We start from the raw sequence: 20,541 nt of genomic DNA, 5'->3' as shown, positions 1-20,541 counted from the left end.
TGGCCACGGCTCTCGTGAGCCGTGGCCACTGTGCGGAAGGGGGCTTCAGCGGTGCTTGTACGCCACCAAGGAGATGCCCACGTAGTGGACGACGAAGGCGGCGAGGGTGAGGGAGTGGAACACCTCGTGGAAGCCGAACCAGCGCGGTGACGGGTTGGGCCGCTTGATCCCGTAGATCACGCCGCCCGCGCTGTAGAGCAGGCCGCCGACGATCACCAGGACCAGGACGGCGATGCCCCCGGTGCGCAGGAAGTCGGGCAGGAAGAAGACGGCCGCCCAGCCCATCGCGATGTAGCAGGGGGTGTAGAGCCAGCGCGGGGCGCCGACCCAGAAGACGCGGAAGACGATGCCCGCGGCGGCGGCCGCCCAGACGCTCCAGAGCAGCCACTGCCCCTTGCCGCCCGGCAGGAGCAGCATGGTCAGCGGGGTGTAGGTGCCCGCGATGATCAGGAAGATGTTGGCGTGGTCGAGTCTGCGCAGAATGCCGTCCATGCGCGGGCTCCAGTTGCCCCGGTGGTACAGCGCGCTGACGCCGAACAGCAGGCAGGCGGTCAGAACGTAGATCCCGCAGGCGATCCGGCCGCGGGTGGAGTCGGCGAGGGCGGTGAGCACCAGGCCCGCGATGAGCACGGCCGGAAACATGCCCAGATGCAGCCAGCCACGAAGCTTGGGCTTGACCGGGTGCGGCAGAGAGAGCGCGACGGGACCGCGGCCGTCAGGCGGCGTGTCCGAGGGCGCGTCGGGGACGGACGCAGTCATGACCCGCATCGTACCTACGGAACCGTAAGTTACGGACGAATCCCGGTCGATGACCGCCGGAGAGTGTCCATCCTCTCACGGACGGCCTGGAACCGCGGCGCAAAAAGTCTCTCAGGCGAACCCAACGTGCACGCAAAGAAGCCCGGAGTTATCCCGGGAGGGTGCGGTTAACCGTGGCGTTCCTCACGTCGCTCACTTGTGAGGCGCTCTGGACAGATGCGCAGTAGCATCGGATGATCAAATGAGTGCGGTCGGCACCGGATGAGCGGCTACGAAGCGTCCGGGCCGCAGCCCCCACGGGGCCAGAAAGAAAAAAAATCCCTCATTTAGGAGCAATCGTGGCGCGCGACATCGCGGCTCCCCCCGTCATCCCCACCAACCACCAGGAACTGATCTCGTGGGTGAACGAGATCGCCGAACTGACGCAGCCGGACAACGTGGTCTGGTGTGACGGATCCGAGGCCGAGTACGAGCGACTGTGCGGGGAGCTCGTCACCAAGGGGACCTTCAAGAAACTCGACCCGGTCAAGCGCCCCCACTCCTACTACGCCGCCTCGGACCCGACCGATGTCGCCCGGGTCGAGGACCGGACCTTCATCTGCTCCGAGAAGGAGGAGGACGCGGGTCCGACCAACCACTGGAAGGCGCCCGCGGAGATGCGGGACATCTTCCAGGGCGAGAAGGGGCTGTTCCGCGGCTCGATGCGGGGCCGCACGATGTACGTCGTGCCGTTCTGCATGGGCCCGCTCGGCTCGCCGCTGTCCGCGCTCGGCGTGGAGATCACGGACTCGGCGTACGTCGCCGTGTCGATGCGCACGATGACGCGCATGGGACAGCAGGTCCTGGACGAGCTCGGCGACGACGGCTTCTTCGTCAAGGCCGTGCACACCCTCGGTGCCCCGCTGGAGCCCGGCCAGGAGGACGTGCCCTGGCCCTGCAACTCGACCAAGTACATCTCGCACTTCCCCGAGAGCCGCGAGATCTGGTCCTACGGCTCCGGCTACGGCGGCAACGCCCTGCTCGGCAAGAAGTGCTACGCCCTGCGCATCGCCTCCGTCATGGCGCGCGACGAGGGCTGGCTGGCCGAGCACATGCTGATCCTGAAGCTCACCCCGCCGCAGGGCGAGTCGAAGTACGTCGCCGCGGCCTTCCCCTCCGCCTGCGGCAAGACCAACCTCGCCATGCTGGAGCCGACGATCTCCGGCTGGACGGTGGAGACGATCGGCGACGACATCGCCTGGATGCGGTTCGGCGAGGACGGCCGGCTCTACGCGATCAACCCCGAGGCCGGTTTCTTCGGCGTCGCGCCCGGCACCGGTGAGCACACCAACGCCAACGCGATGAAGACCCTGTGGGGCAACGCGGTCTTCACCAACGTCGCCCTCACCGACGACGACGACATCTGGTGGGAGGGCATGACCGAGGAGCGGCCCGCCCACCTGACGGACTGGAAGGGCAACGACTGGACCCCGGCGTCCGAGACCCCGGCCGCCCACCCCAACGCCCGCTTCACCGTCCCGGCCTCGCAGTGCCCGATCATCGCGCCGGAGTGGGAGAACCCCAAGGGCGTGCCGATCTCGGCGATCCTGTTCGGCGGCCGCCGGGCGTCGGCGGTGCCGCTGGTGACGGAGTCCTTCGACTGGAACCACGGCGTCTTCCTCGGCGCCAACGTGGCCTCCGAGAAGACCGCCGCGGCCGAGGGCAAGGTGGGCGAACTGCGCCGCGACCCGTTCGCGATGCTGCCCTTCTGCGGCTACAACATGGGCGACTACATGGCCCACTGGGTCGACGTGGCCAAGGACAAGGACCAGTCCAAGCTGCCGAAGATCTACTACGTCAACTGGTTCCGCAAGAACGACGAGGGCAAGTTCGTCTGGCCCGGCTTCGGTGAGAACAGCCGCGTCCTGAAGTGGATCGTGGAGCGCCTGGACGGCAAGGCGGAGGGCGTCGAGACCCCGATCGGCGTGCTGCCGACCCGCGAGGCCCTCGACACGGCCGGCCTCGACCTCGCCGACTCCGACCTCGACTTCCTGCTCACGGTCGACAAGGAGGTCTGGCGCGAGGAGGCGGGCCTGGTCCCCGAGCACCTCAACACCTTCGGCGACCACACCCCGAAGGAACTGTGGGACCAGTACCACGCCCTGGTGTCCCGCCTGGGCTGACGTGACACTGGGGGCCGGATTCGCGACAGGGCCGTCGCGGGTCCGGCCCTTCGGTGTGAGATCGCCGGACGGCAAATCCACTTGCGCATGGACACGCCGCCCGACCAGAGACCCGGCCAAGGCCAACGCGGTGCTGTGGCGCCCGGTCCGCGCGTCGCTGCGGGTGCACGCGGACCGGGGCCGTCGAGGGGACCCCGGGGGGTCAGTGGGCGGCGCTGATCGGTTCCTGGGCCGCCGCGTGGGCGTCCATCCGCTCGGCCGCGAGGATCGCCGCCGCCGTGTCGGCGCGGGAGGCCGCGACGACCAGGGCGCGGCCCGCGAGGGCATGGGCCCGCTGGTGGAGCGTCGACGGGTCGGTGGCCGCGGTCGTGGACGCGCGGAGCGGAGCGCGGCCGCCCCGCAGGCGCGAGACCTGCGCGGCGAGCCGTTCGGCCGCCGTGTCCAGGTCGGCCGAGGGAGCCAGTGCGCGCAGCTCGTCCGTGACGGCGAGGAGCGCCGCGAGGTGGCCGGCGAGCTGGATGTCCAGCTCCTCCTCGCGCGACCGGTGGGGGAAGTTCGAGGTGGTGCCGGCCATCGTGGGGTGGGCGGACCTGCGGGAGGGTCCGGTGCGGATCGGCTCGTACATGGGAGATGGCCTCCTGTGCTCTGACAGGAAGCCATCCTAGCTTAGATTTCGTCTAAAGTTGGCTGTAGCCGTCGAGGAAGGTGCCGATCCGGGTCACCGCGTCCCGCAGATCGCCCACCGACGGCAGGGTCACCACCCGGAAATGGTCCGGTTCGGGCCAGTTGAAGCCGGTGCCCTGGACCACCATGATCTTCTCCTGGCGGAGCAGGTCCAGGACCATCCGCCGGTCGTCCTTGATCTTGAAGACCTGCGGATCCAGGCGCGGGAACAGATACAGCGCCCCCTTCGGCCGTACGCACGTCACGCCCGGGATCTGGGTGAGCAGGTCGTAGGCGACGTCCACCTGCTCCTTCAGCCGCCCGCCCGGCAGCACCAGGTCCTTGATCGACTGCCGCCCGCTGAGCGCGGCCACCACCCCGTGCTGGCCCGGCATGTTCGCGCACAGGCGCATGTTGGCCAGGATGGTCAGGCCCTCGATGTAGGAGTCGGCGTGCGCGCGCGGGCCGGAGATCGACATCCAGCCCACCCGGTAACCGGCCACCCGGTAGGCCTTCGACATGCCGTTGAAGGTGAGGGTCATCAGGTCCGGGGCGACGGCCGCGGTCGGCGTGTGCGTCGCGCCCTCGTAGAGGATCTTGTCGTAGATCTCGTCCGAGCAGACCAGCAGATTGTGGCGGCGGGCGATGTCGGTCAGCCCGCGCAGCACCGTCTCGTCGTACACCGCGCCCGTCGGGTTGTTCGGGTTGATGATGACGATCGCCTTGGTGCGGTCGGTGACCTTGCGTTCCACGTCGGCGAGGTCGGGCATCCAGTCGGACTGCTCGTCGCAGCGGTAGTGGACCGCCGTGCCGCCGGAGAGGGAGACCGCCGCGGTCCACAGGGGGTAGTCCGGCGCCGGTACGAGGACCTCGTCGCCGTCGTCCAGCAGGCCCTGCATCGCCATCACGATCAGCTCGGAGACGCCGTTGCCGATGAAGACGTGCTCGACGTCCGTCTCGATGCCGATGGTCTGGTTGTGCATGACGACGGCGCGGCGGGCGGCCAGCAGGCCCTTGGCGTCGCCGTAGCCGTGGGCCGTGGAGACGTTGCGGAGGACGTCCTCGAGGATCTCGGGCGGGCACTCGAAGCCGAACGCGGCGGGGTTGCCGGTGTTCAGCTTCAGGATGCGGTGCCCCGCGGCCTCCAGCCGCATCGCCTCCTCGAGCACCGGGCCCCGGATCTCGTAACAGACGTTGGCGAGCTTCGTCGACTGGATCACCTGCATGTGAGGGAGCTTACGGCCCGGTAACGCACCATGGGCCGTGTTTTCCGACACGTGAGACGGGTCGGTTTGGTCTGTTATCGCCGGTAGCTGTCCCAGGAGCCCCACCCGTACCTAGAATCGCGGGCCATGTCGAGTCCCGCCCAGCCGCAACCGGACAGAGAGCCCGCGCCGCCGCCGAACGTGTACCACCCGTCGGCCCCGGCGGCTCCGGCCTACGACGAGTACACCGACCCGGCCGCCGCCCACGGCTGGGAGAACAGCGCCTACGACGAGACGCGCGAGCTCCCGGTGGTCGCCGGTGAGGGGCCGGCCGACGGCGGCAGGGCCGTACACCGCCACGCCGCCGGGCGGAGCTCCCGGAGGCGGGCGGGTGGCCGGAACGGGCGCCGTGCGGCCGTCGCCGCCGGAGCGGTGGGCGTCGCGTCGCTCGCGGCCGTGATCGTGGGGGTCTCGCTCTCGGGGTCGTCGGACGCGCCACAGGGGCGTACGGCGTCGACGGCGGGGAAGGGCGACACGGCACCCGCGCGGTCGGCGTCCCCGTCGGACTCCTCCGGTGCCGCGACGGCGGGCACGCCGGGGACCGGCGCCTCGGCCGCCGTCGGAGCGGGAGGCACGGCGTCCGCCGGCGGCGGCCCGGACGACGCGGCACGGTCCGCGAGCCCCGCCACCTCCACCGCCCCTTCCCGGGGCACGCCGACCGCCTCGGCCCCCGCGGCACCGACCGCCTCCGCGACGACGGTCACGTCCGGCCCGGGCAACTCCAGGGGGCATGGCCGGGGGAACACCAAGGGTCCCAAGTAGGGCTGTTTCGTGGCGAGTTGATCCTCGCGCGACGAGCGGCGCATTGCATGCGGCTTATTGCCGTCACCCCCTCTTCACATCAGAATGCACATGACAAGACGGGCGGCGGCCGGAAGATCTCCGGTCGCTCACGTCTGAAGAGGGGACCCCCACATGAACAAGCCTCTCCTTGCCGCGCTCGCTACCCTGGTGATCACCGGGGCGGGCATGGCACCGGCGGCCGCCGCCACGGCCACCACCGAGAGCGCCGCCGCGAAGGCCGCCGCCCCCGTGACCAAGGCCGCGGCGCCCTCGGTCAAGGCCGTCAACTTCGCCGGCACCGTGTCGCTCAGCAACTGCTCCGGCTCGGTCATCCGCCTCCCCAACTCCGCGGACAGCGACCCGGCGCTGGTCATGACCAACGGCCACTGCCTGGAGACCGGCTTCCCGGAGCCCGGCCAGGTCATCGTCGGCCAGTCCTCCAGCCGCACCTTCGGCCTGCTCAACTCCTCGGCCACCCGGGTCGGCACGCTGCGCGCGAGCAAGGTCGTGTACTCGACGATGACCGACACCGACGTCACGCTCTACCAGCTGACCACCACATACGCGCAGATCAAGAGCTCGTACGGGATCAGCGCGCTGACCCTCCAGGACACCCACCCGGTCGCCGGCAGCGCCATCACGGTCGTCTCCGGCTACTGGAAGCGGACCTACGCCTGCAACATCGACGGGTTCGTCTACCGCCTCAAGGAGGGCGACTGGACCTGGAAGGACTCGCTCCGCTACACCTCCGCCTGCCAGACCATCGGCGGCACCTCGGGCTCGCCGGTCATCGACAACTCCACCGGCAAGGTCGTCGCCGTCAACAACACCGGCAACGAGGACGGCGAGCGCTGCACCGAGAACAACCCGTGCGAGGTGGACGCGAACGGCAACGTGACCGTCCGCGAGGGCATCAACTACGCCGAGGAGACCTACAACATCCCGGCCTGCTTCACCACCGGCAACAAGCTCGACCTCACCCTCAGCGGCTGCACCCTGCCCAAGCCGTGACCGGGGCATGACGGGCGGGCGGTCACCGGGGAGTCCGGCGGACCGCCCGTCCCGCCAGCACCTCCGTCCGGCGGCCGTCCTCGATCACGAACCGGCCGTCGACCAGGACGTACGGGATGCCGACGGGCAGCGCGCGCGGCTGCTCGAAGGTGGACCCCGCCGCGACCGTCACCGGGTCGAACAGGACCAGGTCGGCGCGGTGCCCCTCACGGACGAGCCCCCGGTCCGGCAGGCGCAGCCGGGCCGCGGGCCGCGCGGTGAGGTGCCGGACGCACTCCTCCAGCGACAGCACGCCCAACTCCCGCACATAGCGGCCGAGGTAGTGCGGGAAGGTGCCGTACGCCCGCGGATGCGGCTTGGCGCCCTGGAGGATGCCGTCCGAGCCGCCGGTGTGCGTGCGGTGCCGCATGATCGCCCGCACGTTCTCCTCGTGGCCGACGTGCTGGAGGATCGTCGAGCCCAGCCGGTCCTCGACCAGCAGCCGCCGGGCGGTGGTCCAGGGGGCCTCGCCGCGCTGCCGGGCCGACTCCAGGACCGTACGGCCCACGTGGCCGGCGAGGGCGGGGTCCGCCACGCCGGAGATCTCGATCGTGTCCCACTCGACGGGCACGCCGTGGCAGCCGTCCGAGCCGGTGACCTCCAGGTCGTGCCGGATCCGCTCGGCCGTCGTCTCGTCCGCGAGCCGCGCGAGGACGCTCTGAGGGCCGCCCGCGCTCGCCCAGCTCGGCAGCAGCGCGGCGAGGGTCGTGCAGCCGGGCGTGTAGGGGTAGGTGTCGAGGCTGATGTCGGCCCCGGCGGCCAGCGCGTCGTCCAGGAGGGTAAGCAGGTCGGCCGCGCGGCCCTTGTTCACGCCGAAGTTCATGGTGGCGTGGGCCAGATGGAGCGGGCAGCCCGCCTTCCGGCTCAGCTCCACCATCTCCGCGTACGCCTCCAGCGCACCCGCCCCGTACGAGCGGTGGTGCGGGCAGTAGTAGCCGCCGTACGACCCCACCACCCGGCACAGCTCGGTGAGTTCGGCGTCGTCGGCGTACATGCCGGGCGTGTAGGTGAGCCCGGACGACATGCCGACCGCGCCCTGCTCCATCCCCTCCGCGACCAACTCCCGCATCCGGACCAGCTCTCGAGGTGTCGCCGGGCGGTCCTCCCAGCCGACGACGAGCGCGCGGACCGTGCCCTGCGGGATCAGGTAGGCCGCGTTCACGGCGATGCCCCGGTCCAGCCGGTCCAGGTACTCGCCCACGGACCGCCAGTCGAAGTCGATGTCGTCGCCGGACCCGTTCCAGCCGGTGATCGCCCGGCGCACCCCGTCGAGCGTACGGTCGTCGACCGGCGCGTACGACAGCCCGTCCTGGCCGATCACCTCCAGCGTCACGCCCTGCGCGGCCTTCGCGCTGTGGTCGGGGTCGCGCAGCAGGGCCAGGTCGCTGTGCGCGTGCATGTCGATGAAGCCGGGGGAGAGGACCAGGCCCTCCGCGTCCAGCTCCCGCATCGCGCGCGGGCGCTGGCAGCCCGCCGCCGCGGCCTCCTTGACGATGGCGGTGATCCTGCCGTCGTCGATCACCACGTCCGCGCGGTACGACGGCTCACCGCTGCCGTCCACGACGTCGGCGTCCCGGATGACGAGGTCTTCCACGTCCGGCCTCCCTTGAAAGCTCTAGAAGAACGTGCGGATGTAGTCGACGACCGTGCCGTCCGCCTGGGCCAGAGGGATCAGCGGCCACTTGTCGAAGGACGTGCACGGGTGGGACAGCCCCATGCCCAGCCAGTCGCCGACCTCCAGGTCCGCCTCGGCGGTGGTGCCGAGCCAGGCGTGCTGGTCGGACAGGGCGGTGACGGAGATGCCCGTGGCGGGCCGTTCGACACCGTCCCGGCGGACCACCTGGGCGAAGGGCAGGTCGAGGTCGTGGGCCGCGTCCCGCTTGCCCGCGTTCACGAAGGCCTGCTCGGCGGAGGGGCGGGACACCACCTGCGCCCACAACCGGAACGCCGGCTCCAGGGCGCCCTCCTCCGGCACCCGGTTGAAGGGCGTGAGCTTCCGGTAGTGGCCGTCGTCGTGCGAGACGTACGCGCCGGAGCGCAGCAGCTTCAGGACGGGCAGGGAGAGTTCCGGGATGCCGGCGAAGACGTCGGCCACCGCGTCGAACCAGGCGCTGCCGCCCGCGCTCACCACGATCTCGTCGAGGCCGGCCGCCGCGAACCGCCCCGCCTTGTCGAAGTCGACGGCCAGCGCGACCAGCCGCCGCAGCCAGGCGTCCACCCGCTTCGGATCGGCCTGAGGCACCTCGCCCTCGTAACCGGCCACCCCGACCAGCCGCAGGGTCGGCACGGACGCCACCGCGTCCGCGACCGCCGCGCACTCCGCCTCCGTACGCACCCCGGTCCGGGCGCCCTCCCCGGCGGCCAGCTCGACCACCACGTCCACCGGGCGGGCGGCCCCCTTCAGCGCCGCGTCCATCAGCTCCACCCCGCGGACCGAGTCGACGTAGCAGACGAACCGGAAGGAGGGGTCGGCGACCAGCTCGGCCAAGACCCAGCGCAGGGCCGCCGGGTCGACCAGCTCGTTGGCGAGGAACACCCTCTGGACCCCGAACGCCCGTGCCACCCGCACCTGGTGGGGCATCGCGAGCGTGATGCCCCATGCCCCGTGCTCGATCTGCCGCTGGAACAGCTGGGGTGCCATGGACGTCTTGCCGTGCGGTGCGAACGCGAGGCCGTGGCGGGCCACGTACGTCTCCATGAGCTTCAGATTGTGCTCCAGGCGCTCCGCGGACAGGGCGAGGACCGGGGTCGCGAAACCGTCGGTGAAGAGGTTGCGGCGCTGGGCGGCGAGTTCGCCGACGGTGAGGCCGTCGGCGTCCGGGGGAAGGCCCTTGAAGCGGTGGTCGACGCGTTCCCCGGCCAGTCGGGCGAGCGCTTCGGTGCTCATAAGGCCTCCTGAAGTCGGGCGTTGCAATATCTGCAACGCTCGTTGCGTATGTCGCTTACCGCTGTCTAACATCTCGGCCACCCGGGGTCAACGGCGTCCGCCGACCCCGCCCGGACCGAGGAGCTACGACGATCGTGACCATCACCGGACCCCGCAAGGCCCCCGGCGTCGTGGACGTCGTCGCGCTCGGCGAGTCCATGGTCACCTTCCTGCCCACCCGGCCCGGACGCCTCGCGGACGTACCGTCCTTCGACCGCGCGATCGGCGGCGCCGAGTCCAACGTGGCCTGCGTGCTGGCCTCCGCCGGCCACTCCGTGCGGTGGGTCAGCCGGGTCGGCGCCGACGGATTCGGCGACCACCTCCTCGAGACGATCGGGGGACACGGCGTCGACGTCACCGCCGTCCGCCGCGACCCCGCCAGGCCGACCGGCGTCTACTTCCGCACCGCCGGGGACCGGGGCACCGACGCCCACGAGGTGGCGTACTACCGGTCGGGGTCGGCGGCCTCCGCGATGTCGGCCGACACGGTGGACCTGACGGAGGTGCGCGCCGGGCGCGTACTGCACCTCTCCGGAATCACCGCGGCGCTCTCCCCGGACTGCCTGGCGCTGACGCGCGAGCTGACCGCCCCCCGCCCCGGCCGCCCGCTGATCTCCTTCGACGTCAACCACCGGCCCGGACTGTGGGGCGGCGCGGACGGACCCCGGGTGCTGCTGGAACTGGCCCGGGCCGCGGACCTCGTCTTCGTCGGGCAGGACGAGGCGGAGGAGGCGTGGGGCATCGAGGGCGGCCCGGCCGCCATCCGGGCCGCGCTCCCGGAACCGGCGGTCCTGGTGGTGAAGCAGGGCGCGCACGGGGCGACGGCCCTGCACGCGGACGGTGCCGCCTTCGTCCCGGCCCTCACCGTCGACGTGGTGGCGACCACCGGCGCCGGGGACGCCTTCGCCGCCGGCTTCCTCTCCGCCACCCTGCGCGGACTCCCCGTCCGCGACCGGCTCCGGCACGGCCACCTCATGGCCGCCGCCGCCCTCACCGTCCCCGGCGACCTCGCCACCCCTCCCTCCCGCGACCACGCCGACCGGCTGGCCGCCCTCGACGAACAGGCGTGGGGGACACTTCGACTCGGCCCCGGCTGGACACACGCCGCCCACTGGGCCGACGAGGAGGTACGCACACCATGAGCCAGACCGTCGACCGAGCGCTGAGCATCCTGCCGCTGCTCGCCGAGGGCCCCGCTGACCTCGGCCAGGTGGCCGACCGCCTGGGCGTGCACAAATCCACGGCCCTGCGCCTCCTGCGCACCCTCCACGAGCACGGCCTCGTCTACCGCCAGTCCGACCAGCGCTACCGCCTCGGCGCCCGCCTCTTCGCCCTCGCCCAGGAGGCGATGGAGAACCTCGACATCCGCGAGATCGCCCACCCCCACCTGGTCCGGCTGAACGAGAGCTGCGGGCACACCGTCCACCTCGCCGTGTACGAGGAGGGCGAGGTCCTCTACATCGACAAGGTGGAGAGCCGCTACCCCGTGCGCATGTACTCGCGGATCGGCAAGCCCGTGGCCATCACCGTCGCGGCCGTCGCCAAACTGCTCCTCGCCGACCTCCCCGGACCCGAGCGCCGCGCCCTCGCCGACAAGCTCGACTACCCCCTCTACACGGCCCGTTCCACCCCCAACGCCCCCGCTTTCCTACGGGAGTTGGAGAAGGTCCGCGAACAGGGCTGGGCCACCGACCTCGGCGGCCACGAGGAGTCCATCAACTGCGTCGCCGCACCGATCCGGGGCGCCGACGGCCGGGTGGTCGCCGCCATGTCGGTCTCCGCGCCCAACGTCGTCGTCACCGCCGACGAACTCCTCACGCTGCTTCCGCTGGTGCGCCGTACGGCGGACGCCATCAGCGGCGAGTACTCCGGCAGGACCCCGATCAAGGAAGCCACATGACCGAGAAGACCGCGCTCACCCCCAGGACCCACACCACCCCGCCCGCGAAGTTCTCCCACGGCGTCAGGAAGGGCAACATCCTCCAGGTCGCCGGCCAGGTCGGCTTCCTCCCGGCCGAGGAGGGCAAGCCGCCGACGCCCGCCGGCCCCACCCTGCGCGAGCAGACCCTCCAGACCCTCGCCAACGTCAAGGCCATCCTGGAGGAGGGCGGCGCCGGCTGGGACGACGCGATGATGATCCGCGTCTATCTGACGGACACCGCCCACTTCGCCGAGATGAACGCGATCTACAACACCTACTTCGAGGAGCAGGGCCTCACCCAGCCGCCCGCCGCGCGCACCACGGTGTACGTCGGACTCCCCGCCGGGCTCCTCATCGAGATCGACGCGCTCGCCGTACTCGGCTGACGCGCCCTCACCCCCCACCTCGTAAGCCGTCACGGCACGGCGCCCCACACCCCCGGGGTGCCGTGCCGCGATCCCCCCTGCCCGAAAGCTCCATGAACTTAAACAAAGGACCCCCATGTCCCTACCGCTCGCCGCGACCGCCCCCGCCCCCGCCGCCCCACCCCACACCGGAGGCCTGCTCCTCCTCATCGACGGCACCACGGGATTGCTGCTCGTCGCCGCCCTCGGCATAGCCCTGCTGCTCTTCCTGATCATCAAGGCGAGACTCCAGCCGTTCGTCGCCCTGCTCGCCGTCTCCATAGCCGTCGGCCTGCTGGCCGGCCTGTCCGTCACCGAACTCTTCGGCACCGTGCAGCGCTCGGACGCCGTCTCCACCATCGAGTCCGGCATGGGCGGCATCCTCGGCCATGTCGCGATCATCATCGGCCTCGGCACGATGCTCGGCGCGATCCTCGAAGTCAGCGGCGGTGCGGAGGTGCTGGCGTCGCGGCTGCTGAACCTGTTCGGCGAGCGACGAGCCCCCCTCGCGATGGGCCTCACGGGCCTGATCTTCGGCATCCCGGTCTTCTTCGACGTCGGCATCTTCGTCCTCGCGCCGATCGTCTACGCCGCCGCCAAGCGCTCCGGCAAGTCCATCCTGCTGTACTGCCTTCCCCTGCTCGCCGGCCTGTCGATGACCCACGCCTTCCTGCCGCCGCACCCCGGCCCGGTCGCCGCCGCCGGTCTGCTGCACGTCCAGCTCGGCTGGATCATCCTCATGGGCGTCGTCTGCGGCATTCCCGCCGTGCTCGCCGCCTGGGCGTTCTCCGCGTGGATCGGCAGGCGCATCTTCGTCGCCGTACCGCAGGACATGGTCGAGGCCGCCGACGAGGCCAAGCGCGCGGTGGCCCAGGAGCAGCAGCGCGACGGCGTCGAACCGCGGGAGCAGCCCGTACCCCTGGCCACCGTCCTCGGCATCATCGGCACCCCGCTGATCCTGATCCTCGCCGCCACCTTCTCCTCCGTCGCCCTCGACCCCTCCACCGGCCGCTCGGTCATCGAGTTCTTCGGCCACCCCTTCGTCGCCCTCACCATCGCCCTGCTGCTCGCCTACTACCTGCTCGGCATCCGGCGCGGCTGGTCCCGCAAGTCCCTGGAGACGGTGTCGACCGCCTCGCTGAAGCCGGTCGGCAACATCCTGCTGGTGGTCGGCGCGGGCGGTGTCTTCGGCGCGGTCCTCAAGGCCAGCGGCGTCGCCCAGGCCCTGTCGGACACCTTCCACGACGTCGGCCTGCCCGTGCTCGTCCTCGCCTACCTGATCTCCCTCGTCCTGCGGGTCGCCCAGGGCTCGGCGACGGTCGCGATCGTGACGACAGCGGGCATCGTGGCGCCCCTGCTCGCCGAAGGCGACCACTCCCAGGCCTTCGTGGCCCTCGTCATCATGGCCATCTCGGCCGGCTCCATCTTCGCCTCCCACGTCAACGACGGCGGCTTCTGGATGGTCGCCAAGTACTTCGGCATCAGCGAGCGGGACACGCTGAAGACGTGGACGGTGCTGGAGTCCGTGCTGTCGGTGGCGGGGTTCGTGGTGGCGGGGGTGTTGAGCGTGTTCGTGTAGCCGGGGCGTGGGCAATTGACGGGCTGGCTGGTTCCGGCACAGGTATGTCGTCCATACTGCCGCCGTGGAGCAGCGCATAGGTTCGAGCAGCCAGCCCCTGGAGGGCGCCGGATTCGACCCGGCCTTCATCCCCGGGCTCACCTCGCCCGCGGCGGAGGAGCCCGAGGACGCCAGGCCCGAGGACGCCAAGTCCGAGGAGGGGGAGGCGGTCACGGAGACCTCGGTCGACGAGACGTCCCCTCCCGCGCAGGCCGAGGACGGGGAGGAGGCAGAGAGAGCGGAAGCGGAAGAGGAAGCCGAAGAGGCCTCCGACGGCCCCGTCTTCGAGGCCTCCGACCGCCGCGCCAAGGTCGTGGCCGACCAGAAGGGCGTCCGCCTCAGCCTCGACGAGGAGTCCTGCGAGTTCCGCTGGGACGAGATCGGCGCGGTCGAGACGGAGTCCCCCCGCTTCGGCAAGCGGTACACCGTCACGGTGCACACTCCTGACCGCCGCTGGTACCCGATCGAGATCGAGGCGCCGGCCAGGAGCCGCTTCAAGGAGTGGGACGAGCAGATGGACGCCGTGCTGGACGCCTACTTCGAGGAGTAGCCGCCGGGAAGGCAGGCCCTAGCCGCAGTACTGGGCTTCCTTCCCGATGGACCGGTACATGCAGTCCGCGTTCTCCAACAGCTGGAACACCGCGTCCTTGTTGCGTGAGGTCTCCCGCTCGATCACCTCGTCGGGCGGGTAGAACCCTCCACCGGAACTGGACGTCGGATACATCTCGAAGGTGTAGTCGAAGATCTTCTGGGTGCCCCAGAGGTAGTCGTCGATCGACCCGTCCGTGATGTAGAGGTCGCTGGACTGCTCCGGCGTGTAGCCGTTGCTCGCGGCCATCTTCTGGCCGACGGCCTTGAAGGCGGCGGCGTCGTCCGCCGTCATCCCGGTCGCCGTGTCGGAGTACGTGTACCCGAACGGCCACAGCACCAGCTCGCTGTACGTGTGGAAGTCGATGCCGGCCTTGATCTGCTGCTTCCCGCCGACGACCCGGCTGCGCACGAAGTCGGCGACCACCTTCACCTCGGGCGCCGACTCGGCGGCGGCGCCCCGGTAGGTCTCGGACGAGGTCGACCCCGAGGAGCCGCCGCAGCAGCCCCACTTGTAGTTCCAGTTCCGGTTGAGGTCGGTCCCGACGTACGAGGACCCGGAGTTGGGCTGCCGGTTCTTCCGCCAGGACCGGTACGACCCGGTGGCGATGTCGTACTCGCCGCCGTCCGGGTTGAGATCCGGCACGATCCAGATCTCCCGGCTGTTGACGAGGTTGGTGGTGCGGGAGTCGCTTCCGTACCCGGCGCCCAGCTCACGCAGCAGATACAGCGCCATCTCCACCGTGAGGTGCTCGCGGGCGTGCTGGTGGAAGGTCAGGAGCACCTCGGGTTCGTCCTCGTCCGTGCCCACGTTGTCGCTCACCTTGATGGCGACGATGTCCCGGCCCTGGTACGACTTGCCGATCACCCGCTTGCTCATGATGCTCGGGTAGGCGGCCAGCCGCTGGTCGATCTCCGTGTTCATCTCGGCGTAGTTGTGGTACTTCGAGTCGGCCGAGGGGAAGTCGTAGAGCCGCAGTCCACTGCCGCCGTCCGAGCGGTCCGGGGCGGCGCCCAACGGGCTGACGTCATAGCCCAGTTGCCGTAACCGCTTGATCTGGTCGGCCCGTCCGGAGACGACCACCGTCTCCTCGTCGGCCTCGTCCACGGTCACGCCGCTCCGCTGGATCGCGGTACGGGTCACGGGCGTGGTGCTCTGGTGGATCTCGTACTGCCGGATGTCGTCCGCCGACGGCACCGGCTTGCGTGCGCTGCTCGCCGTGGCATGTGTGGCCGTCGCCGTCACGGGCGCCGCGAGGGCGAGGGCGAGCAGGGCGCCGAGCGCTGCGGTACGTCTGCCGGTCCGCAGGCTCGAACCGCGTGTGCGAAGTCGCATGAGCTCTCCTTGGTCTCCAGGGTTCCGGGGTCGCCGGATGTGGGGTGGAGCGGAGGTCGGCGCTCATGGTGTCGCTTTGACATGATCGGGTCAATAGTAGGGTCAAGAGTGCGCAAAAGGGGGCGGGGGCACACCGGCCCCGCCCCCACCTCACGGTGTGGTCGGCTCACCGCCCGCTACGGCAGCCCGTGCACATGCGCCCCCACCACACTCGACCACGCGTTCCCCGACGTCGCGTCCCAGTTGGTGGACCAGGTCATCGCGCCCCGCAAGCCGGGGTAGGTCCTGGAGGGCTTGAAGGAGCCGCAGCCGGTGCCCTTGGCCAGGCAGTCGAGGGCGTTGTCCACCACCGTGGGCGAGACGTACCCGCTGCCGGCCGCGCGGGTCGAGGCCGGCAGGCCGAGCCCGACCTGGGAGGGCGACAGCCCGCCCTCCAGCTGGATGCAGGCCAGGGCCGTCAGGAAGTCCACCGAGCCCTGGGAGTACACCTTGCCGTCGCAGCCCAGCATGGAACCGCTGTTGTAGTACTGCATGTTGACGACCGTGAGGATGTCCTTCACGTTCAGGGCCGTCTGGAAGTAGGCGTTCGAGGTCGACTGCATGTCGATCGTCTGCGGTGCCATCGTGATGACGAGGGACGAGCCCGCCTTCCCCGACAGGGCACGCAGCGCCTGGCTCATGTACGTGGCGTTGACGCCGTTCTCCAGGTCGATGTCGACGCCGTCGAAGCCGTACGTCTGCATCAGCGAGTACACCGAGTTGGCGAAGTTCGCCGCCGATGCCGAGTCGCTCACGGACACCGTGCCGTTCTGGCCGCCGACGGAGACGATGACCTTCTTCCCGGCCGCCTGCTTGGCCTTGATGTCGGCCTTGAACTGGTCGACGGTGTAGCCGCCCAGTCCGGAGGAGTCGAGGTTGAAGGTCACGGCGCCCGGGGTCGACGTGGCGTCGGCGAAGGCCACCGCGATGATGTCGTACGCGGACGGGACGTCGGCGAGCTTCTGCACCGTGGCCCCGTTGTTGAAGTTCTGCCAGTAGCCCGTCACGGCGTGCTTCGGCAGCGAACCCCCGCCGCCCCCGCCGCCGGTGGCCGCCGTCGTGGCCGTCACCGCCGCCGACTTCGCCGACTCGCCCGCCGAGTTGGTCGCCGTGACCTGGAAGGAGTACGAGGTGGAGGCCGCCAGGCCGGTTACCGTCGCCGAGGCGCCCGAGGCCGACGCCACCTTCGTACCGTTGCGGTAGACGTTGTAGCCGGTGGCGTTCGACACCGCCGACCACGACAGGGACACCGACGAGGACGTCGTACCCGACACGCTCAGACCGCCGGGCGCGGCCGGGACCGTCGGCGCCGGGTCGCCGCCCCCGCCGCCGTCCGGGCCGTACACCGAGATGTCGTCGGCGTAGTACGGGGCCTGGCCGTACCAGCCGTGCGTGTACACCGTGACCGAGGTCGTCGACGCGCCCGTCGTGAACGTCGTCGACAGCTGCTTCCAGGACGTGGAGTCAGGGGTCCAGTCGGAGACGTCCGTGGTGCCCGTGCCCGTCACGCCCAGGTAGGCGTAGCCGCCCTGCACCCACCCGCTCAGGGTGTACGTGGAGTTCGGCTTCACCGCCACCGTCTGGGTGCACTGGGCGTTGTCCTGCCCGGCCGGCGTCGCCTTGAGCGCGGCCGAGCCGCCGTGCACCGGGGAGCCGACCGTCGTACCGCTGCTCGCGGAACAGGTCCAGTTGGTCAGGCCGGACTCGAAACCGGCGTTCTTGACGTTGTTCACGTCCGCCGCGGACGCGGGGGTGGCGGTGAGGCCCGCCAGGGGGAGGGCGAGGGCGAGGGCGCCGGAGGCGGCCCAGCGCACCCGTCTGCTGTGTCCTGTGTGGGGAGGCATGCGTTCCAAGTTGGTCCAGACCAATACGGCTGTCAATAGGTACAGACCAATTTCGAGTGCCGGGCAAGTGCCGGCCGGATGTTCAACCTGCCCCGTTATGACCACAGTTGCGCGAAGGCAGTTCCGGTTCAGCTGCCCAAACGCTGTTCTCCGGTCACAGAGCCGTGGTTACAGTGCTCACGTAGTCACGCAATGAAGTCGTCCCGGCGTAGGGGAGTAACAGCCGACCGGGCCGACGGGTGTGAAGAGCGGTGAAGAGCGGGGAGCTGCGCGTGCCAACTGCCATTGCCGTGACCAGCGCCGACATGGCGCTGCCGCCGCAGGACGAGCGGACCGTGCCCGCGGTCGTGCTGCGGGACCTCGACCAACGCCCGCTCGAGGACGCCCTGGCCGAACTCCAGGCGCTCGTCGACCAGCACGGGCACGTCATCGTCGTGTCCTCGCAGGCCGTCCCCGAAGGGGTGACCCGGCGACTGCACACCCTCCGCTCCCTCATGGAGAGCGACCGCATCGCCCTCTTCCGCCCCGAGCTGCCGCCCCTCGGGGTCGCCGTCCTCGCACGCCAGTTGCGGCAGCTCGCCTCCTGCGACCTCAGTCCGGGCGTGCTCGCCTCCGCCGGCCGGCTGCTCATCCACTACATCCACACCGGCGCGGTCCTCGGCTCGGTCACCAAGCTGGACCGCGTACCGGTCGGCCTGAAGGCACACGCGAAGTCCTGGGTGCCCGGCAGCCAGTTCGCCGTGGTCGCCCACCCCGAGCCGCAGCTGGTGCGGGTCGGGCCCGACGCGACCCTGACCGGCCCGGAGTTCAGCACCTGGATGCTGGTCGCCAAGGGGCAGTTGCAGTCCGAGTGGGTCGGGGGAACCCTGGCCAAGTCCTGGGATGTGCACGGCCTGCGCGAGACCGCGCTGCCCGCCGAGTCCCCGGCCTGGTGGGGAACCGGGAAGGTGGTCGAGTTCTGCAGCCATCTCGCCGACCTGTCGGTGCTCTACCAGCTGGTCACCTCGGTCCGGCGCGGCACCTGCCACTGGTGCGGCATCGACGTCATCGGCGACCGCTGCGTCTTCTGCTCCGCCACCCCGCCCGTCTACGAGCCACCCGCCCCACGCGCACTGGAACAGCGAACGCCCGCCTGACGGCGCACCACGGCACACCGCTCTCCGCTCGTCCCGCCCCCGCTCGACCGATTCCCCCAATGAGGTTGCACGGTTCATGAACTCCCGTCAGCGCCGCGGCGTGATACTCCTGATCCTGTCGGTCCTGTGCGCTCTCGGCGCCTTCGCCGGCGTGCTCTCCGTCATCGACGACGTGAAGTCCAAGGTCGGCCCCGAGGTCACCGCGTACCGGATACGGTCCGAGGTGGCCCCCTACACGGCCTTGAACGCCGGGCAGTTCGAGAAGATCAAGATGCCCGAGCGGTGGCTGTCCTCCAACGCGGTCACCAGCCTCCGCGACATCCAGGGCAAGATCGCCGTCACCACCCTGCGCGAGGGCTCCCTGCTCCAGACCGACATGATCGTCGACCAGCCCGCGCTCCAGGCGGGCCAGCAGGAGGTCGCCATCATGATCGACGCGGCCACCGGAGTCGCCGGCAAGATCACCCCCGGCTCCCGGGTCAACGTCTACGCCACCTTCGAGGGCAAGAAACAGGGCGACCCCGACCAGTCGAAGATCATCGTGACCAACGCCCGGGTCCTCGACGTCGGCAAGCTCACCTCCCTGGAGCCCGACAACAAGAACCAGCAGCCCACCGACGCCGTCCCGATCACCTTCGCGCTGTCCACCATCGACGCCCAGCGCATCACCTACGCCGAGTCGTTCGCCCAGCGGGTCCGGCTCGCCCTGGTGGCCCCCGGCAGCGAGACCACCGTCCCCGACAAGGACCGCACCTACGAACTCGCGACGGACAAGTGAGAGGCGCCCCGCATGCCCACCAGGATTCTCCCCGCGGTCGGTGACGCGGACGCGGTCCGGTCCCTCACCACCCTGCTCAGCCAGCTCCCGGACGCCGAACCGGTGCCGCCGGTGGTCGACTCCACCCAGCTCGTCGACACCCTGGCCCGGCTCGCCGCCGAGTCCGTGGACGAGCTGCCCGAGGTCGTCGTCGTCCACGAACGCATCGGCCCGGTCCCGGCCCTGGAGCTGATCCGCGAAGTCGCCCTGCGCTTCCCCGCCGTCGGCGTCATCCTCGTCACCTCCGACGCCGGCCCCGCCCTGTTCGCCGCCGCCATGGACTCCGGCGCCCGCGGCCTGGTCACCCTCCCCCTCGGCTACGAGGAACTGGCGATGCGGGTCCAGGCCGTCGCCCAGTGGTCCGTCGGCGTACGACGCCACCTCGGCCACGGCTCCGACGTGTTCAGCGGAGTCGGCGGCACCGTCGTCACCGTCAGCGGCGCCAAGGGGGGCACGGGGGCCACCCTGACGGCCATCCAGATCGCCCTCGCCGCCCAGGCGTCGGGCAGGAGCACGGCACTCGTCGACATGGACCTCCAGACCGGCGACATCGCCTCCTACCTGGACATCCAGTTCCGCCGCTCGGTCGTCGACCTGGCGACCATCGCCGACATCTCCCCACGCGTCCTCGCCGACGCCGTCTTCCGCCACGACACCGGCCTCGCCCTGCTGCTCGCCCCCGGCGAGGGCGAACGCGGCGAGGAGGTCACCGACCGCGCCGCCCGCCAGATCGTCAGCGCCCTGCGCTCCCGCTACGAGGTCGTCGTCGTCGACTGCGGCGCCCAGCTCGGCGGCGCCGGCGCGGCCGCCGTGGAGATGGCCGACACGGCCCTGCTGGTCACCACCCCGGACGTGGTCGCCGTCCGCGCCGCCAAGCGCACGGTGCGGATGTGGGACCGGCTCCAGATCCGCAAGGCCGAGGAGACCACGGTCGTCGTCAACCGCCACACCCGCGGTACGGAGATCCAGCCGCCCCTCATCCAGCGCATCACCGGCACCGCGCTGGCCCGCACGGCCGTACCCGCCAACTTCAAGGAACTCCAGGCCGCCGTGGACGCCGGGCGGATCCACGAACTCGACAGCCGGAGCACCGTGAAGCAGGCCCTGTGGGCCCTCGCGGGGGAGCTCGGCCTGGTCAAGGCGGCCGAAGGAGGCCGACGCGGCCGGGCACGGGGCGAGAGGGGGTCCGGGGGCTTCCGGCGCCGGAAGGAGGCGGGCGGGTGAGACGCG

At 70.7% G+C, this 20,541-nt stretch carries 18 protein-coding genes; 11 read left to right on the top strand and 7 right to left on the bottom strand.

Annotation, left to right across the window (positions count from 1 at the left end; translation table 11 throughout):
- Window positions 1–45: 45 nt before the first annotated feature.
- Window positions 46–759 (bottom strand): hemolysin III family protein, encoded by a 714-nt coding sequence (locus ABZ915_RS38015; RefSeq protein ID WP_361812960.1) that lies wholly within the window; start codon window positions 757–759, stop codon window positions 46–48.
- A 338-nt stretch (window positions 760–1,097) separates the two neighbouring features.
- Between ABZ915_RS38015 and ABZ915_RS38010 the strand changes: the two genes are divergently transcribed.
- Entirely contained in the window at window positions 1,098–2,921 is a 1,824-nt protein-coding gene (locus ABZ915_RS38010) for a phosphoenolpyruvate carboxykinase (GTP) (protein WP_361812958.1), read from the top strand.
- A gap of 202 nt (window positions 2,922–3,123) precedes the next feature.
- Here ABZ915_RS38010 and ABZ915_RS38005 read toward each other — a convergent pair whose 3' ends face one another.
- Together ABZ915_RS38005 and ABZ915_RS38000 are read right to left on the bottom strand one after the other, a co-directional pair.
- Entirely contained in the window at window positions 3,124–3,546 is a 423-nt protein-coding gene (locus tag ABZ915_RS38005) for a hypothetical protein (RefSeq protein WP_361812956.1), read from the bottom strand.
- Between the two features lie 52 nt (window positions 3,547–3,598).
- Window positions 3,599–4,810, bottom strand: a complete 1,212-nt coding sequence (locus ABZ915_RS38000; protein ID WP_361812954.1) for a pyridoxal phosphate-dependent aminotransferase — start codon at window positions 4,808–4,810, stop codon at window positions 3,599–3,601.
- A gap of 126 nt (window positions 4,811–4,936) precedes the next feature.
- Between ABZ915_RS38000 and ABZ915_RS37995 the strand changes: the two genes are divergently transcribed.
- Both ABZ915_RS37995 and ABZ915_RS37990 read left to right on the top strand, forming a co-directional pair.
- Window positions 4,937–5,611, top strand: a complete 675-nt coding sequence (locus ABZ915_RS37995; RefSeq protein WP_361812952.1) for a hypothetical protein — start codon at window positions 4,937–4,939, stop codon at window positions 5,609–5,611.
- Window positions 5,612–5,764: 153 nt separating this feature from the next.
- Window positions 5,765–6,643 (top strand): serine protease, encoded by an 879-nt coding sequence (locus ABZ915_RS37990; protein ID WP_361812950.1) that lies wholly within the window; start codon window positions 5,765–5,767, stop codon window positions 6,641–6,643.
- 22 nt (window positions 6,644–6,665) lie between these two features.
- On the opposite strand, the gene ABZ915_RS37985 is transcribed toward ABZ915_RS37990, so the two are convergent.
- Window positions 6,666–8,276 (bottom strand): D-aminoacylase, encoded by a 1,611-nt coding sequence (locus tag ABZ915_RS37985; RefSeq protein WP_361812948.1) that lies wholly within the window; start codon window positions 8,274–8,276, stop codon window positions 6,666–6,668.
- Between the two features lie 21 nt (window positions 8,277–8,297).
- Window positions 8,298–9,569, bottom strand: coding sequence for an amino acid deaminase (locus ABZ915_RS37980; RefSeq protein WP_361812946.1), 1,272 nt, complete (start codon window positions 9,567–9,569; stop codon window positions 8,298–8,300).
- 134 nt (window positions 9,570–9,703) lie between these two features.
- On the opposite strand from ABZ915_RS37980, the gene ABZ915_RS37975 reads away from it, so the two are divergent.
- The 5 genes from ABZ915_RS37975 (at window position 9,704) to ABZ915_RS37955 (ending at window position 14,101) form a co-directional block, all read left to right on the top strand.
- Entirely contained in the window at window positions 9,704–10,750 is a 1,047-nt protein-coding gene (locus ABZ915_RS37975) for a sugar kinase (protein ID WP_361812944.1), read from the top strand.
- On the top strand, window positions 10,747–11,508 hold the full coding sequence (locus ABZ915_RS37970) for an IclR family transcriptional regulator (protein ID WP_361812942.1): 762 nt from the start codon (window positions 10,747–10,749) through the stop codon (window positions 11,506–11,508). Before ABZ915_RS37975 ends, ABZ915_RS37970 begins: the two co-directional genes overlap by 4 nt.
- Window positions 11,505–11,915 (top strand): RidA family protein, encoded by a 411-nt coding sequence (locus ABZ915_RS37965; RefSeq protein WP_361812941.1) that lies wholly within the window; start codon window positions 11,505–11,507, stop codon window positions 11,913–11,915. The genes ABZ915_RS37970 and ABZ915_RS37965 overlap by 4 nt, the downstream gene beginning before the upstream one ends.
- A 115-nt stretch (window positions 11,916–12,030) precedes the next feature.
- Entirely contained in the window at window positions 12,031–13,512 is a 1,482-nt protein-coding gene (locus tag ABZ915_RS37960; protein ID WP_361812939.1) for a gluconate:H+ symporter, read from the top strand.
- Between the two features lie 64 nt (window positions 13,513–13,576).
- Window positions 13,577–14,101, top strand: a complete 525-nt coding sequence (locus ABZ915_RS37955; protein ID WP_361812937.1) for a hypothetical protein — start codon at window positions 13,577–13,579, stop codon at window positions 14,099–14,101.
- 18 nt (window positions 14,102–14,119) lie between these two features.
- On the opposite strand, the gene ABZ915_RS37950 is transcribed toward ABZ915_RS37955, so the two are convergent.
- A complete protein-coding gene (locus ABZ915_RS37950; RefSeq protein WP_361812935.1) occupies window positions 14,120–15,475 on the bottom strand; it encodes a M14 family metallopeptidase in 1,356 nt (451 codons plus the stop codon).
- 176 nt (window positions 15,476–15,651) lie between these two features.
- Window positions 15,652–17,358, bottom strand: coding sequence for a glycoside hydrolase family 18 protein (locus tag ABZ915_RS37945; protein ID WP_361812934.1), 1,707 nt, complete (start codon window positions 17,356–17,358; stop codon window positions 15,652–15,654).
- A 305-nt stretch (window positions 17,359–17,663) separates the two neighbouring features.
- Here ABZ915_RS37945 and ABZ915_RS37940 point away from each other — a divergent pair, with 305 nt between their 5' ends.
- The 3 genes from ABZ915_RS37940 to ABZ915_RS37930 all read left to right on the top strand — a co-directional run bounded on the left by ABZ915_RS37940 (window position 17,664) and on the right by ABZ915_RS37930 (window position 20,535).
- Complete coding sequence (locus ABZ915_RS37940) at window positions 17,664–18,494, top strand: hypothetical protein (RefSeq protein ID WP_361813084.1); 831 nt, start codon at window positions 17,664–17,666, stop codon at window positions 18,492–18,494.
- A gap of 76 nt (window positions 18,495–18,570) precedes the next feature.
- On the top strand, window positions 18,571–19,272 hold the full coding sequence (cpaB, locus tag ABZ915_RS37935) for a Flp pilus assembly protein CpaB (protein WP_361812932.1): 702 nt from the start codon (window positions 18,571–18,573) through the stop codon (window positions 19,270–19,272).
- Between the two features lie 12 nt (window positions 19,273–19,284).
- A complete protein-coding gene (locus tag ABZ915_RS37930) occupies window positions 19,285–20,535 on the top strand; it encodes an AAA family ATPase (RefSeq protein ID WP_361812930.1) in 1,251 nt (416 codons plus the stop codon).
- Window positions 20,536–20,541 lie beyond the last annotated feature (6 nt).

Origin of the sequence: Streptomyces sp. NPDC046915 (assembly GCF_040644935.1) — a bacterium.
Lineage (GTDB): Bacteria > Actinomycetota > Actinomycetes > Streptomycetales > Streptomycetaceae > Streptomyces.
Note: the sequence above shows the minus strand (reverse complement) of the source record. Positions and strands in the feature narration are given on the sequence as shown.